Below are 14,110 nucleotides of genomic sequence, written 5' to 3' on the forward strand. Positions count from 1 at the left end.
TACAGATACAATGGCGACCGATCAATCCGAGACGACACTTGCCGACGCCAGTGGTGGAGCGGAGCGAGAGGATCCGACGCCGCCGGGCATCGCCCACCTGACAGTCGTCCCGGAGAACGCAGAGCGGTAATCGACGCGACGGCGACGGCGAGCGTTTTGCCGGTGTCCGTGACACAGCCACGAAAAGAAGCTTCTTGTCCCCGACCGGTCTAACGACGGGCATGGGTCTATTCGACCGTCTGAAAGGTGACGACGCTCCCCGCGTCGCCTTCTTCGGCATCGACGGCGTGCCGTACAGCCTCATCGACGAGCATCCGGACGTGTTCCCGAACCTCACCGACCTCAAGACCGAGGGGAGCGGCGGCCCCATCGACAGCATCGTGCCGCCCGAGTCCAGCGCTTGCTGGCCCGCTCTGACGACCGGGGTCAATCCCGGCCAGACTGGGGTCTACGGCTTTCAGGACCGCGAGGTCGGCTCCTACGACACGTACGTTCCCATGGGTCGGGACGTGCAGGCGACGCGCCTCTGGGACCGGGTCACCGAGGCGGGTCGAGACGCGACGGTGCTGAACGTCCCCGTGACGTTCCCGCCCCAGCGCAACGTCCAGCGCATGGTTTCTGGGTTCCTCTCGCCCGGCGTCGACAAGGCCGCCTACCCCGACGAACTGCGCGACCGACTCGAAGAGACGAACTACCGCATCGACGTCAACGCCAAACTGGGTCACGACGAGGACAAGACGGAGTTCATCGAGGACGCTCACGAGACGCTCGAAAAGCGCTACGAGACGTTCTCACACTACGTCGAGCAGGACGACTGGGACCTCTTTTTCGGCGTGTTCATGACCACCGACCGGGTCAACCACTTCCTGTTCAAACACTACGAGCAGGACGGTGAGTACCAGCAGGAGTTCTTCGACTTCTACGAGAAGGTCGACGAGTATCTGGGCAAACTCCGCGAGCAACTCGCCGACGACGTGACGATGGTCGTCGCCTCGGACCACGGCTTCACCACGCTCGAGTACGAGGTCCACTTCAACGAGTGGCTCGAACAGGAGGGGTGGCTGGAGTTCGAGGACGAGGACCACTCCGAACTGGGTGACATCAGCGAAGACGCCAAAGCCTACTCGCTCATCCCCGGCCGGTTCTACATCAACCTCGACGGGCGCGAACCCGACGGCGGCGTCGACGAGGACGAGTACGAGTCGGTTCGGAACGACCTCAAGGAGAAACTCGAGGCCCTCGAAGGCCCGAACGGCAACAAAGTCGCCGACCGCGTGGTCACCCGCGAGGAGGCGTTCCGCGGCGACCACGACGACATCGCCCCGGACCTCGTCGTCGTCCCGAACCACGGCTTCGACCTCAAGGCCGGGTTCAAGGGCAGCGAGGACGTCTTCGACGTCGGCCCCCGCAACGGGATGCACTCGTTCGACAACGCGACGTTGCTGATCGACGACGCCGACGCCACCGTTCGAGACGCGGACCTCTACGACATCGCGCCGACGATTCTGGAACTGCTGGAACAGGACTACGAACGGACCGAGTTCGACGGCGGCAGTCTACTGTAGACCCACTGTATCGAGCGGTTCGGACGTGAACCGCCGTCTCACCGACGACGAACGAAGCGAGTGGCCGGCCGTTCTCGACGTTTTCGCGACGAGTGGTGGCCGGAATCCGTCCGACGAAGTAACAAGTGGAGTTACAGGAGGCTATCCAGATTCTCGTTGTCGAACTCGTTGGGGTCCACGGTACCGCCCTGTGACTTTGCGGCCTCGTTGGCCTTTCGCATGAAGTCGTCGACGCGGCCCGACCGTTCGACGCCCGAGAGGACGACCAGCGCGGCTATCTTGTCCGACCCGAGCGGGAAATCGCCGCCACGGACCTCCATGCTGCCCGTCTCGTCTTCGACCCAGCGGCGAGCGCGTTCGACGCCTTTCCGGGAGAGTCGTTCCGGGTCGCCGGCGACGACCAGCAGGGCTGACTCCGCCTCGACGGCGTTCGGGAGGCTCATACTCGTCAGGAGGGCGTTGCGGGTGACGCTCGTGATGGTGTTGACGTTCTCGCTTGGGTCCTCGCTGGCCTGTGCACTGGCGTAGCCGATAGAGGATATACCGCCGCCACGGAGCGTGTTGATTATCTCCGAGGAGTCGACGACGCTCTCGCCGACGCCCTCGACGGCCTCGCCGGAGGCGAGCAAGAGGCCGACGCGCTGAGAGATGGCGTCGTTGATTCGCTTGTAGCCGTCGGCGACGCTGTCGCCGCTCCCGCGCCACGCGTCGTTGTCGACGAGGAGCAGCGAGTCGGACTCGCGGGCGGCCGTCTTGAGCGAGCGACCGGCGTTGGCCTGATAGAGGCCGCCTTCGTCCTTGCCGGGGAGGATGCCGAGGACGTACACGGGCATCTCGTAGATGCGCTTCAGTTCGCGCGCCAACATTGGTGCGCCGCCAGAACCAGTCCCGCCGCCGAGACCGGCGACGATGACGACGGCCTCCGCCTCGGTCGTGATGCGGCCGTCGAGGTTCTCTAGTACCTCCGTGGCGTTTTCTTGCATTATCTGTGCGCCCAGTTCGTTGTCGCCACCGACGCCGTGGCCCTTCACCCGGTCCTGTCCGATGAGGGCTGTGTCGATGTCGAGGTTCTGGAGGTCCGGTCTCGCGGTGTTCACCGCGAGCGCGCCGCGAACGGCGTTGAACCCCATCTCGTAGTCGAACTCTGCGAGGGACTGTGTGACCTTCCCACCGGCCTGTCCCACACCAATCAGGACGACTTTCATATCCAACGTCTCTGGCGGGTAACTAATCAACGTTGCCCTGTTTCGAGAGGAGGTGCCGGCAATACCGGGGTTCGACGCGACGCCCGGTGGCGGGCCGCGGGGGCGCTCACTCGATACTGAGCGTGTAGATGCGCTTTCGCGCGTCCGCAAAGGAGAACCGGGAGTCGACGACGCCGACCTCTTCGAGTCGGTTCAGCGCGTATCGGACCGTTCGAGGCGGCAAAAGCGTCTCCTCGGCGAGTTGGCTCTGGGTAAGCGTCTCGTTGTACTCCAGTACCTTCGCGACGAGTTTCGCGCTCGGGGGCAGGTCTCTGATGGCCTCCCACCCGACTGACTCCTCGTCCTCGTCCTCTACGCGTTGGATGTCGGATGCACTCATGTACTCTCCCCTATCGGATACAGGATAATAATATTTCTCCTTCTCTCTCATGCGCACGAGAAATCTTGCGGCAACATTATCGGCGGCTGGCGGCGGTCACGCCCGAAAGTTTACTTCCGAACCCATCCCCATTGGGCGTGTGGACGAAGTCGAGGTCAGCACGGTGGTGTATGCGCCCCCCGAGGAGCTGTACGAGTTCCTGCTCGACTTCCCGGGGTACGCGCGCTACTCGGAGTACATCGACCGGGTTACACAGGACGGTGACGGAACGCCGGGGACCAACTACGACCTCGTGTTCTCGTGGTGGAAGCTCACCTACACCGCGCGTTCGGAGGTGACCGGGGTCGACGAACCCGAGCGTATCGACTGGCGTATCGTCAAGGACATCGACGCCGAGGGGTACTGGTACGTCGAGGAGGTGTCGGCGCCGGACGGCGTCGACGTCGCCTCGCGAGTCGTCCTCCACATCGAGTTCGATCCGGACTCGGCGTCGTCGAACGCCGTCGACCTGCCACGACTCGTCTCGCTGGACTGGGTCATCGAGAAGGTCAAACCGTTGATCCACAAGGAAGCGACGCGAATCGTCGAGCGGGTCGTCGCGGATATCGAAGGGGAGCGCCGCGACGTCGACCTAGCGATTCAGACGGGGCCGGACTCAGTCTGAGTCCGGCCGGCGCCCGGTCGATTACTCGACGCCGGGCGTCTCGTAGTCGCCGCCGTACCGCATGAAAAAGTACGCGAGACCCAGCGTCGCGACCATCACGAAGGAGGTGGCGACCCCGAGCGTCTTCGCGCCGTTCGGGACTTCCGGAGACCCGCCGCCCCCGCCGCCGCCACCACCGCCGCCCGAGGTGGGGTAGTCGGTACCGACGACGACGGCGCCTTTCATACCGAGGCCTTCGTGGGGCACACAGACGTAGTTGAAGATTCCGTCCTCCTCGAAGGTGTATTCGTAGTTGACGCCAGCGGACGAGACGGGCGACCCGGAGTCGAGTGGGCCGTCGCCCTGTGACTTGACGTTGTGGCCACCGCCCTCGCCCGTCCACTCGAACTTCACGGTCGCCCCGTTGTCGACGTGGACTGCGGGTGGGTCGAACGCGTACGCGCCACCGTTGCCTTCCGCGCCGACAGTGACGGTTACCGTATCCTGCCCGGTCGCATCGACCGTCTCGCCGTCGAAGTTCTGGACGTTGCTGAACCAACTGCCGTAGTCCGGCGGACCGCCACCGCCGCCACCGCCGTCGCTCGAGTTGTTTCCGCCGCTTTCCTGTGCAGTAGCGGTCCCCGCGGCAGCGGAGGCCGCGGTGGCCCCTGCGGCGGTCCGCATGAACGCCCGGCGAGACACGTCCGCACTACCGTCTGTCATACTTCGGGTTTGGACGGACCCCGTCGTGAATATGTCGGTTTCCAATCGCCCACCGTGACCGCTTTCCGAACTCCTTTCCGGCGTAGGCACTTGGGTCCCGTACATGTCTCAGCAGGACTCTACCACCGATAGCGTTCCGCGAGCGAGCGGCATGCCGATGCTCGGCCTCGGAACGTGGCAGAACGACGACCCGGACGCGTGTGCGACGAGCGTCCAGACGGCGCTCGAAGCCGGCTATCGCCACGTCGACACCGCACAGGCCTACGGCAACGAGGCCGCCGTCGGCGACGGTCTCGCCGCGGCCGACGTCGACCGGGAGGACGTCTTCCTCGCCACGAAGGTCTGGACGTCGAACCTCTCGCACGACGCCGTCCTCGACAGCGTGGGCGACAGCCTCGACGACCTCGGCGTCGACGCCGTCGACGTCCTGTACGTCCACTGGCCGAGCGGTGACTACGACGCCGAAGGCACGCTGGCGGCGTTCGACGAACTGTACGAGCGGGGCAAGATACGGAACGTCGGCGTCTCGAACTTCGAACCACACCACGTCGAAGAGGCGATGGACGTTCTCGACGCCCCGCTGTTCGCCAATCAGGTGGAGATGCACCCGTTCCTCCCCCAGCGAGAACTCCGGGCCCACGCCGCCGAGTACGACTACGAACTCGTCGCGTACTCGCCGCTGGCCCGCGGCGAGGTGTTCGAGAGCGACGTTCTCACCGACGTCGCGGACGACCACGGCGTCAGCGCCGCACAGGTCAGTCTCGCGTGGCTGCGCGAGAAGGGCGTCACGGCGATCCCGAAGGCCACCGGTCGCGACCACATCGTCGACAACCTGTCGAGCAGTTCCCTCGCCCTCTCGGACGAGGCAGTCGCCCGCATCGACGACGTCGAACGGACCGACCGGCGCATCGATCCGTCGTTCGGACCCGACGCGTGGGACTGACGGGTCGGAAACACACGTCGTCCGTCGTCGCTACGCCGGTCGGTGAACCGACCGGTTCTCTGTCGTTAGGCTGTCAGGACGGGCGTATCGGCCTGAAACCTTTAACGGTGGGAGGGGTAAACTGGCGAGTATGGCTACCGGGAGTGACGGGGTCGTCAGTGGGATACGCGTCGACCTCAGGCGGTTACACGAGACGTGGATGGAGATTGTCTACCCGCGCCAGCGCAACGCGGGCGACACTGTACTGGGCACGTGGACGCCGGACTCGCAGTTCGGCATGCTGCTGTATCGACTGTGGTCTGCCATCGGCGTCCCGGTCATCGGCCTCGTCTACCCCCTCGTGTTGCTCGGCGCGTTCCTCCGGTTCCAGACCCGCCGCATCGACGGGACGGCGACGCGGTTGGGCGTCGTCGGCGTCGTCCTCCTCTCGGTACTCGTCTGGGGCGGGCTCACCGCGCTGGCGCGGTTCGAACTGGACCTCGTCGCCGGTGGCGTCCTCGCCATCGGTCTCGCGGGTGTCGTCGCGACCGTCTCGGCGGCGCTTGCGGTCGGAGCGCGTACGGTGGGCGGGCGCGGGACGACAGTCGCGCTGGCCTACCCGTTCGCGATGACGGCCATCTTCCTCCCGCCGGTGGTCGCAGCGCTGTTCTCGAAGACGCTCGCCGCCGTCGTGCTCCCCGGCAGCACCGCGCTCGCCCAGTGGTTGCTCGATACCCTCCTCGCTCCGGTCGGCCTCGCCGACCTGTTCTCCCGGACGTTCGACCTCGAAGGCGCGGCCTACGTGGTGATGTGGGTCGCCATCTCGTTCCCCGTCGGGTGGGTTCTGGGACTGCTGGTGACGCTCGCGGACTTCGTCCGACCGACGGAATGACCGCGAGGACAACGTTTAGGCGCGCTCCACCCCAACCCTTGACCGGCATGGAATTCGACCTGACAAAGACCGCCGCCGCCTTCGTCTTGCTCTTCGGCGTCCTCGCCGTCGGCACGTTGATGAGTCCGATGACCACCAGTACCGTGATGATGGTGCTGGGTGGACTGCTCGTGTTCGGCGTCGTGACGCTCCTTCTGGGCGTCAAACACGGGGAGTACCGCGCCTCACACTGAGATATCGCTCGGTCGAATCACTCGTTCTTCCGGCACGTCGACGCCTTCCGGAGCGACGGCCACGTCGGCGTCGTCGTCGCCGAGCAACACCGTCGCCCCCGCCTGCATCGGCGCGAGCAGGCCGGCCACGATTGCGCCCGCGGTCGTGACGGGTGCGCGAAGCGCGACTGTCGTCTCGTCTGATAGGTCGTTCTCGGCGACGACTCGCTCGCTCGCCGCCAGCAGGTCGCCGTGGGTGTAGGTTCGTTCGCCGGCCAGCGCCGGGTCGTCGGGCGCGACGTCGCCCGGCGGTTGCAGCGGGTTCTCGCTCCACAGTTCGCGCTCGAACTGGGCGACGGTCGGGTCGTCGCTCGGCCCGCCGTAGGCGAGCGCCTTCGTCCCCGGTCCGAGTTCGTAGCGGTCCAGCCACGCCGCCGGGGCGACCAGCGCAGTCGCGTCCACGGCGCCCGGCGGGTCCACGTCGACGATTGCGCCGTCGAGCATCGCCGCGAGGACGGCCAACAACGGGTCCGGAGCGGTCCCGAGATAACCGGGTTCGTCGCCGTCGACGGGGTTCTTCGGTCCGGCGACGACGGCGACGCGGGTCCCCTTCCGGACGCCGTAGTGGCGCATGAGGTTCCCGCCCTTCCAGGCGTTCGTACAGAAGTCCCGGTAACTGTACGGCGCGGTCCGTTCCGGTGCGGTAAAGAGGGGGCCGTCACGGCCGCGCCCGTCTGCGACGAGGTCGCCGAGTACCTGCATGGGCGTCTGTTAGGCGTGCCCGGACAAAAGCCAGACGGAACCCGCGCCGCGGAATCGATCGCTTCGACGCGACCCGCCGAGGCAGTTACAGGGAGTTCTTCAGTTTCTCGAAGAACCCTTCCTCGACGTCGACCTCCTCGCCGCCGGCCTCCGCGAACTGTTCTAAGGCGTCGCGTTGCTCCTCGTTGAGGCTATCGGGCGTGACGACCTGCACCTGTACGTAGAGGTCGCCGTTCCCGCGCCGGCGGAGGCGGGGCATCCCCTTGCCCTCCAGTCGGAATACCTCGCCGCTCTGGGTCCCGGCGGGGATGTCCATCTCGACGTCGCCGTCCAGCGTCGGTACGCTGACCGTATCGCCGAAGACGGCCTGCGGGAAGGAGATGGCGTACTGATGGGAGAGGTCGTCGCCCTCGCGGTCGAAGTCAGGGTGGTCCCGGACCGACAACTGTATCAGCAAGTCGCCGTTGGGACCGCCGCGTTCGCCGGGCGCGCCCTCACGTTCCATCCGGAGCGTCTGGCCGTCCTCGACGCCGGGCGGAATCTCCACCTCCAGCGACGCGTCGTTCTGGACGGTGCCGCTGCCACGGCAGGTCGAACAGGTCTCGTCGTACAGCGTCCCGTCACCCTCACAGCGGCGACAGGTGGCGGTCTGTTGGACTCGTCCCATCGGTGTCTGCTGGACCCGCGTGGTCTGGCCCTGTCCGTTACACTCCGGGCAGGTCTGGGAGTCGGCGCTCGGCGGATGGCCCTTGCCGTCGCAATCGTCACAGGTCTCCGGACGCGTGATGTTCAACTGCTTCGTGGTCCCCGTGTAGGCCTCCTCTAGATCTATCTCCAGTCGGGTCTGGAGGTCTTGGCCCTGTTGCGGGCGGTTGCCGCCGCCTCGGCGACCGCCGCCACCGAAGAACTGGTCGAAGATGTCCTGCATGTCGAACCCGCCGGCGCCGCCACCGAAGGGGTCGCCGCCCATGCCGCCGCGGCCGGCGCCACCGCCGGCGCCGCCGCGCTTCTCGGCCTGTTCGAAGCGCTCGTGACCCATCTGGTCGTACATCTGGCGCTTCTCGTCGTCCGTGAGGACCTCCTTTGCCTTCTTCGCCTTCTTGAACTTCTCCTCGGCGTTCGGGTCGTCGCTGACGTCGGGGTGGAACTCCCGGGCCTTCTCGCGGTACGCCTCCTGAATCTCGTCCTCGGAGGCGTCCCGCGAGACGCCCAGTATCTCATAGAAGTCCTGGCTCATTCGTTGTGCGATGGATACTGGACTCAGCCACTTCAACGGAACGGGTCTGGTACTGGTCGTCGCGTCGACGGGTGCGGCCGCCGTCGGAGCGTGACCGGGGCGCTTATTTCGGTGCCGCTGGACGGATGCACCAATGAGGGGGACCTCCCGGTCGGGCACGCGCGGTGTCGTGACCGTCGAGCGCGTCGCGGTCTGGCTACTCGCAGCGCTGGCCATCGCGGGGCTGGCGGCGCTCGTTGCGGGCCCCGGCGCCGACCTGCGGACGGCGACTCCCAGCGTCGACGTACAGGGCACCTACGACGCCGAGGCCGGGTCGATTACGGTGTCTCACACTGGCGGCGACCGACTGACCGCCACCAGCACGACCGAACTCGCCGTCGTCGTCACCGACGCCGACCGTAACGCGACGACGACGCTGCTGTGGGCCGACGAGGCGTCCGAGTTCCCCGTCACCACGGGCGACTCCGTCACCGTCGACGACCCCCGAGTCGACAGCGACGGCGACGGGGACTACCTCGACGGTGACGGCTCGGTCGGCTTCTACCTCGAATCGGGCGACACCGTCGCCGTCGTCTGGACGGGACGGCTCGTCGGCGCGCCGAACGAGCGGACGGCGACGCTGGGGACGGTCACCGTCGGGGACGGGACTGCGTAAGCGACTGTGACAACACGCACTCGTCTCAGCGAATCTTTACACTCACCTGTGCCGACTGTTCATACATGGCTACCGAGGACGCCTACCGCGAACTGTTCCCGCTTGCCCACCTCGCCGAGAACTCGCCGCAACTGGCGCAGGTCGGCGGCCGGTCTATCGCCCTCTTCCACCACGAGGGAACCGTCTACGCCGTCGACAACCGCTGTCCTCACATGGGGTTTCCCCTCTCGAAGGGCACCGTCGACGACGGCCTCCTGACCTGTCACTGGCACCACGCTCGCTTCGAGTTGGCCTGTGGGGACACTCTGGACCCGTGGGCCGACGACGTCCAGACGTTCCCCGTCGAGATACGCGACGGCGACGTGTACGTCCATCCGGACCCCGAACCCGACGTGCCGCCCGAAACCCACTGGCGCAACCGACTGGCCGACGCGATGCAGGAGAACATCGACCTCGTCGCGGCGAAGGCCGTCATCAACGTAGACGACCTCGGCGAGGGTTTCACGACGCCGCTCGAAACCGCCGTGGACTTCGGGACGACCTACCGCTCGATGGGCTGGGGCCGCGGCCTGACGACCCTCGGCGCGATGGCGAACCTCTACGACGACGTGGCCCACGACGAGAAGCTACGCGCGATGTACGTCGGCGTCACCGAAGTCGCCGACGACTGCTCGGGCGAACCGCCACGCTTCGACCAGTACGAACTCAGCAATCGGGACCTCTCGAAAGCCCGCCTCAAGTCGTGGTTCCGTGAAACGTGTGAGGTCCGCGACGACGACGGCGCAGAGCGCTGTCTCCGCACCGCGGCCGCCGTCCTACCCCGCGAGGACGTGATCGAGATGTTGCTGGCCGCGGCCACCGACCACCTCTACATGAACGCCGGCCACACGCTCGACTTCGTGAACAAGGCCGTCGAGACGCTGGACCACGTCGGCTGGGCGCACGCCGAGGACGTCCTCGCCTCGACCGTCGACCAGTTCACCGACGCCAGCAGGAGCGAGGAACTGTCCCAGTGGCGCCAGCCAATCGACGTGGCGGCCCTGTGTTTCGACGCGCACGACGCCCTCCCGGACCTCGTGGCCGCAGGCGAGGGCCGGGAGTGGGACCGACCCGACGACTTCGTCGAGACGTTGCTCGCAGACGACCCCGAAACCGTACTCGACGCGCTGCGGAACGCCATCCGCGAGGGCGCGACGGCCGAACAGGTGACTCGGGCCGTCGCGCTGGCGGCGGCCCGTCGCGTCGCCCAGTTCGCGACCAGCAACGAGTTCAGCGACTGGAACACGGTCCACCACACGTTCAGCTACGCCAACGCCGCCCACGCGCTGGCCGCCCGCACCGACGCCATCGACGCGTACAGACCCTGTTTCGACGGCGCGATGTCGGTGTATCTGGACCGCTTCCTCAACACGCCCGCCGCGCCGATACCCGCCCCCGGTGAGTCGGACCGCGACCCCGAGGCGATTCGCGACGCCCTCCTCGCGACGTTCGACGAACAGGGCCGGGTGAACGAGGCCGGCGCGTTGGTCAGCGAGTACTTCGACGCGGGCGGCGACGTCGACGCCCTGAAACAGGCGCTCGGCGAGGGACTGCTCCGCGAGGACGCCGGCTTCCACGAACTCCAGAACGTCGAGGCCGCGTTCCGGCAAGTGGCGTTCGCGGAATCCAACGACGAGCGACGCCTCCCGCTTATCGCCACCGCTCGCTATCTCGCGGCGCACTTCCCGACCCGCCGCGAACGCGAACAGACGTTCACCATCGCCCACCGCCTGTTCCGGGGGGAGTCGATTCACGGGGAGGAGTAGCGCTCGAAGAACGGGGGTGAGGTCGGCGAAGCGGCCGTCACGTTACTCGTGTCTACTTCGAAAAACTTCGCTCCGCTCGCTTTTCGAAACACCGTCAGAGCAAGCTCTGACGAGCCGAAGAGGACGCCGACTTACTCGTCGTCGTCCTCTTCGACGTCCTCGAAGTCGGCGTCGACGTACTCCTCGCCCTGTCCGGCCGCACCGCCCGCGGCACCGCCGGCAGCGCCACCGGGTCCGGCACCGCCCATGCCGCCCGGACCGGCACCCGCAGCGCCACCGGCACCGCCGGCGGCCTGCTGGGCCTGTCCTTCGTACATCTGCTTGCCGATCTCCTGCAGTTCTTCGGAGAGGGCCTCGGTGACCGCCTCGTAGGCCTCGGTGTCGGCGTCCTCGTCTTCGAGGGTCTCCTCGACGTCCGCTATCTTCGCCTCGATGTCGGCGACGAGGTCCTCGTCGATGTCCTCCTCGTTCTCCTCGATGAGCGTCTCGGCGCGGCGCACGGCGGCCTCGGCCTCGTTGCGGGCCTCGATGCGCTTGCGGCGCTCCTCGTCCTCTTCGGCGTGCTGTTCGGCCTCCTCCTGCATCTCCTCTATCTGCTCGTCGGAGAGGCCGGCGCCGCCTTCGATGGTGATGTCTTCCTTGTTACCGGAGCCCTTGTCCTCGGCTTCGACGTTGACGATGCCGTTCTCGTCGATGTTGAACGACACCTCGATCTGCGGCGTCCCGGCCGGGGCCGGCGGGATGCCCGAGAGGGCGAAGGCGCCGAGCAGTTCGTTCTCCTCGGCGATCTCACGCTCGCCCTGGAAGACGCGGATCTGGACCTGCGTCTGGTTGGCTTGGGCCGTGGTGAATATCTTCGATTCCTCCGTGGGAATCGTGGTGTTCTTCTCGATGAGGCGCTCGAACAGGCCGCCCTTGACCTCGACGCCCAGCGAGAGCGGCGTCACGTCCAGCAGGACGATGTCGTCGACGTCGCCGGAGAGGACGCCACCCTGAATCGCGGCGCCCAGCGCGACGGCCTCGTCGGGGTTGACGTTCTTTTTCGGTTCCTGTCCGGTCATCTCCTCGACTTTCTCCTGGACTTGGGGCATCCGGGTCGAGCCACCGACGAGGATGACCTCGTCGATGTCGGACTTGCTGTAGCCGGCGTCCGAGAGCGCCTGCTCCGTCGGGCCGACGGTGCGCTCGATGAGGTCCTCGGTCAGGGACTCGAACTTCGCACGGGTGAGCTTCTGTTCGAGGTCGAGCGGCCCGTCGTCGGTCGTCGCGATGAACGGCAGGTTGATGCGGGTCTCCTTGCGCGAGGAGAGTTCGACCTTGGCTTCCTCGGCGGCCTCGGTGAGGCGCTGGAGGGCCTGTCGGTCCTCGCGCAGGTCGATACCGTGTTCGGCCTCGAACTCGTCGGCCAGATAGTCGATGATGGCGTGGTCCCAGTCGTCGCCCCCGAGGTCGTTGTCCCCGTTGGTCGCGACGACCTCGTAGACGCCGCCGCCGAGATCGAGGATGGAGACGTCGAAGGTCCCGCCACCGAGGTCGTAGACGAGAACCGTCTGATCGGACTCGTCGTCGAGGCCGTAGGCCATCGCGGCCGCGGTCGGTTCGTTGACGATGCGCTCGACCTCGAAGCCGGCGATCTCGCCGGCGTCCTTCGTCGCCTGTCGCTGGCGGTCGTTGAAGTACGCCGGGACGGTGATGACGGCCTTCTCCACCTCGTCGCCGAGGTACTCCTCGGCGTCGTGCTTGATCTTCTGGAGGATCATCGCCGAGACCTGCTCGGGCGTGTACTCCTCGCCGTCGAGTTCGACCGAGTAGTCGTCTTCGCCCATGTGCCGCTTGATGGACTGAATCGTCTCGTCGGGGTTCTTAACGGCCTGATTCTTCGCTGGCTTGCCGACGAGGCGCTCCCCGTCGTCGAACGCGACGACGGAGGGTGTCGTCCGTTCGCCTTCGCCGTTGACGATGATTTCGGGGTCGCCACCTTCCATGACCGCGAACGCACTGTTCGTGGTCCCGAGGTCGATACCCAGAATCTTGTTGCTCGCCATCTTACCCGCTGATAGCGGACTCGGCCGGTTAAAAGTTGCTAGATGGGCTGACTCACGAACCGCGACGAGTGGCCGCCTCCCGGCGGTTTTCGACGCTCACGACGGCGGCGACCGGAGAGTATATGAAGTACCGCAATCCGACCGTTCGGTCGTCGGGAGAGCGCTCACGGCGGGGCCGCCGCGCCGTGTCGAGGGCCGCTCACCGCGTTCGTGCCCTTTGCTACTGCTCCGCGGTTCGTTTCACTCACCGCGTCGCTTCGAGACCCCTCCCTTCGGTCGGCGTCTCGCTACTCCTCGCGGGTCACTGGGTTCCCCGCTCGCCCTTCGAGGGCCGTGCTCCCGTCGGTCGCACGCCCCTCGCTACTCCTCACTGACGGTGACCTGTGCCTCTCGGAGCACCTTCTCGGCCATCTCGTAGCCGGGGCGGTGTACGTCCGCAATCGAGCCAGCCGCTTCGTCGCTCTCGACGCGAGCGAGTACCTGATGCTGGGTCGGGTCGACGTCTTCTCCGGGTTCGGGGTCGATGACCTCGACGTTCTCGGCCGCGAGGACGTCGTCGAGTTGGCGCAGAGTCGACTCGACGCCGCTGCGAATGTCGGTGTCTTCGTCCTGTTGCAGGGCGCGTTCGAGGTTGTCGCGAACGTCTAAGATGCGGGTCACGAGGTCCTCGGTCGCGCGCTGTTTCTCCTCCTCGCGGCGCTTGTCCATCCGTTTCTTGTAGTTCTGGAACTCCGCCTGTTTGCGCTTGAGTTTGTCTTCGAGTTCCTCGGTCTCGGATTCGAGGGCTTCGACCTGACTCTCCAGACTGTCGGCGCGGGTCCGGAGCGCCGCGAGTTCTTGGGCCACGTCTTCGGGGTCCGACTCGGCGACGCGGTCGACCAGTTCCTCGACGGCCGGTTCGTCCGCTCCGGTCACGTCGTCGAGGTCGATGTCGTCGGCGTCGATATCGTCGGGGGCCGCTTCCACCTCGACGTCCTCCGGAACGTCGTCGCTTGGGGGCGTCTCCTCCTCGGCGGCGTCCTGCTCAGTCATACACGATAGGAGTCGTCACACGAATAAAAGGAT

The 14,110-nt window shown here is 66.4% G+C and carries 14 protein-coding genes; 7 read left to right on the top strand and 7 right to left on the bottom strand.

Annotated elements, in window-relative coordinates; all coding sequences use genetic code 11:
- The first annotated feature begins 221 nt into the window (after positions 1-221).
- Entirely contained in the window at positions 222-1,565 is a 1,344-nt protein-coding gene (locus IEY28_RS01420) for an alkaline phosphatase family protein (protein WP_188993861.1), read from the top strand.
- A gap of 131 nt (positions 1,566-1,696) precedes the next feature.
- On the opposite strand, the gene IEY28_RS01425 is transcribed toward IEY28_RS01420, so the two are convergent.
- Entirely contained in the window at positions 1,697-2,770 is a 1,074-nt protein-coding gene (locus IEY28_RS01425; protein WP_188993862.1) for a tubulin/FtsZ family protein, read from the bottom strand.
- A 106-nt stretch (positions 2,771-2,876) separates the two neighbouring features.
- Positions 2,877-3,149 (bottom strand): MarR family transcriptional regulator, encoded by a 273-nt coding sequence (locus tag IEY28_RS01430; protein WP_166968846.1) that lies wholly within the window; start codon positions 3,147-3,149, stop codon positions 2,877-2,879.
- Between the two features lie 139 nt (positions 3,150-3,288).
- On the opposite strand from IEY28_RS01430, the gene IEY28_RS01435 reads away from it, so the two are divergent.
- Positions 3,289-3,813 (top strand): SRPBCC family protein, encoded by a 525-nt coding sequence (locus tag IEY28_RS01435; RefSeq protein WP_188993863.1) that lies wholly within the window; start codon positions 3,289-3,291, stop codon positions 3,811-3,813.
- 21 nt (positions 3,814-3,834) lie between these two features.
- Here the strand turns inward: IEY28_RS01435 and IEY28_RS01440 are convergent, their stop codons facing one another.
- Positions 3,835-4,515 (bottom strand): halocyanin domain-containing protein, encoded by a 681-nt coding sequence (locus IEY28_RS01440; RefSeq protein WP_188993864.1) that lies wholly within the window; start codon positions 4,513-4,515, stop codon positions 3,835-3,837.
- Positions 4,516-4,666: 151 nt separating this feature from the next.
- On the opposite strand from IEY28_RS01440, the gene IEY28_RS01445 reads away from it, so the two are divergent.
- The 3 genes from IEY28_RS01445 (at position 4,667) to IEY28_RS01455 (ending at position 6,562) form a co-directional block, all read left to right on the top strand.
- Entirely contained in the window at positions 4,667-5,458 is a 792-nt protein-coding gene (locus IEY28_RS01445; protein ID WP_188995666.1) for an aldo/keto reductase, read from the top strand.
- Positions 5,459-5,588: 130 nt separating this feature from the next.
- Positions 5,589-6,329 carry a hypothetical protein gene (locus IEY28_RS01450; protein ID WP_188993867.1) on the top strand — a complete coding sequence of 247 codons (741 nt, stop codon included), beginning with the start codon at positions 5,589-5,591 and terminating at the stop codon, positions 6,327-6,329.
- A gap of 47 nt (positions 6,330-6,376) precedes the next feature.
- Positions 6,377-6,562: a DUF7333 family protein gene (locus tag IEY28_RS01455; RefSeq protein WP_166968854.1), complete on the top strand. Its 186-nt coding sequence runs from the start codon at positions 6,377-6,379 to the stop codon at positions 6,560-6,562.
- Here the strand turns inward: IEY28_RS01455 and IEY28_RS01460 are convergent.
- Both IEY28_RS01460 and dnaJ read right to left on the bottom strand, forming a co-directional pair.
- Positions 6,554-7,303, bottom strand: coding sequence for a class I adenylate-forming enzyme family protein (locus tag IEY28_RS01460; protein WP_188993869.1), 750 nt, complete (start codon positions 7,301-7,303; stop codon positions 6,554-6,556). The two genes, IEY28_RS01455 and IEY28_RS01460, sit on opposite strands and share 9 nt — an antisense overlap.
- Before the next feature lie 85 nt (positions 7,304-7,388).
- Positions 7,389-8,540 (bottom strand): molecular chaperone DnaJ, encoded by a 1,152-nt coding sequence (dnaJ, locus tag IEY28_RS01465; RefSeq protein ID WP_188993871.1) that lies wholly within the window; start codon positions 8,538-8,540, stop codon positions 7,389-7,391.
- A 133-nt stretch (positions 8,541-8,673) separates the two neighbouring features.
- Between dnaJ and IEY28_RS01470 the strand changes: the two genes are divergently transcribed.
- Positions 8,674-9,195, top strand: a complete 522-nt coding sequence (locus IEY28_RS01470; protein ID WP_188993873.1) for a type IV pilin — start codon at positions 8,674-8,676, stop codon at positions 9,193-9,195.
- Positions 9,196-9,260: 65 nt separating this feature from the next.
- Positions 9,261-11,000: a Rieske (2Fe-2S) protein gene (locus IEY28_RS01475; RefSeq protein ID WP_188993875.1), complete on the top strand. Its 1,740-nt coding sequence runs from the start codon at positions 9,261-9,263 to the stop codon at positions 10,998-11,000.
- 131 nt (positions 11,001-11,131) lie between these two features.
- On the opposite strand, the gene dnaK is transcribed toward IEY28_RS01475, so the two are convergent.
- Both dnaK and IEY28_RS01485 read right to left on the bottom strand, forming a co-directional pair.
- Entirely contained in the window at positions 11,132-13,045 is a 1,914-nt protein-coding gene (gene dnaK, locus IEY28_RS01480) for a molecular chaperone DnaK (RefSeq protein WP_188993877.1), read from the bottom strand.
- Between the two features lie 360 nt (positions 13,046-13,405).
- Positions 13,406-14,077, bottom strand: a complete 672-nt coding sequence (locus IEY28_RS01485) for a nucleotide exchange factor GrpE (protein ID WP_188993880.1) — start codon at positions 14,075-14,077, stop codon at positions 13,406-13,408.
- Positions 14,078-14,110 lie beyond the last annotated feature (33 nt).

The organism is Haloarcula pellucida (genome assembly GCF_014647235.1).
In the GTDB taxonomy this organism is placed as follows: Archaea; Halobacteriota; Halobacteria; order Halobacteriales; family Haloarculaceae; genus Haloarcula; species Haloarcula pellucida.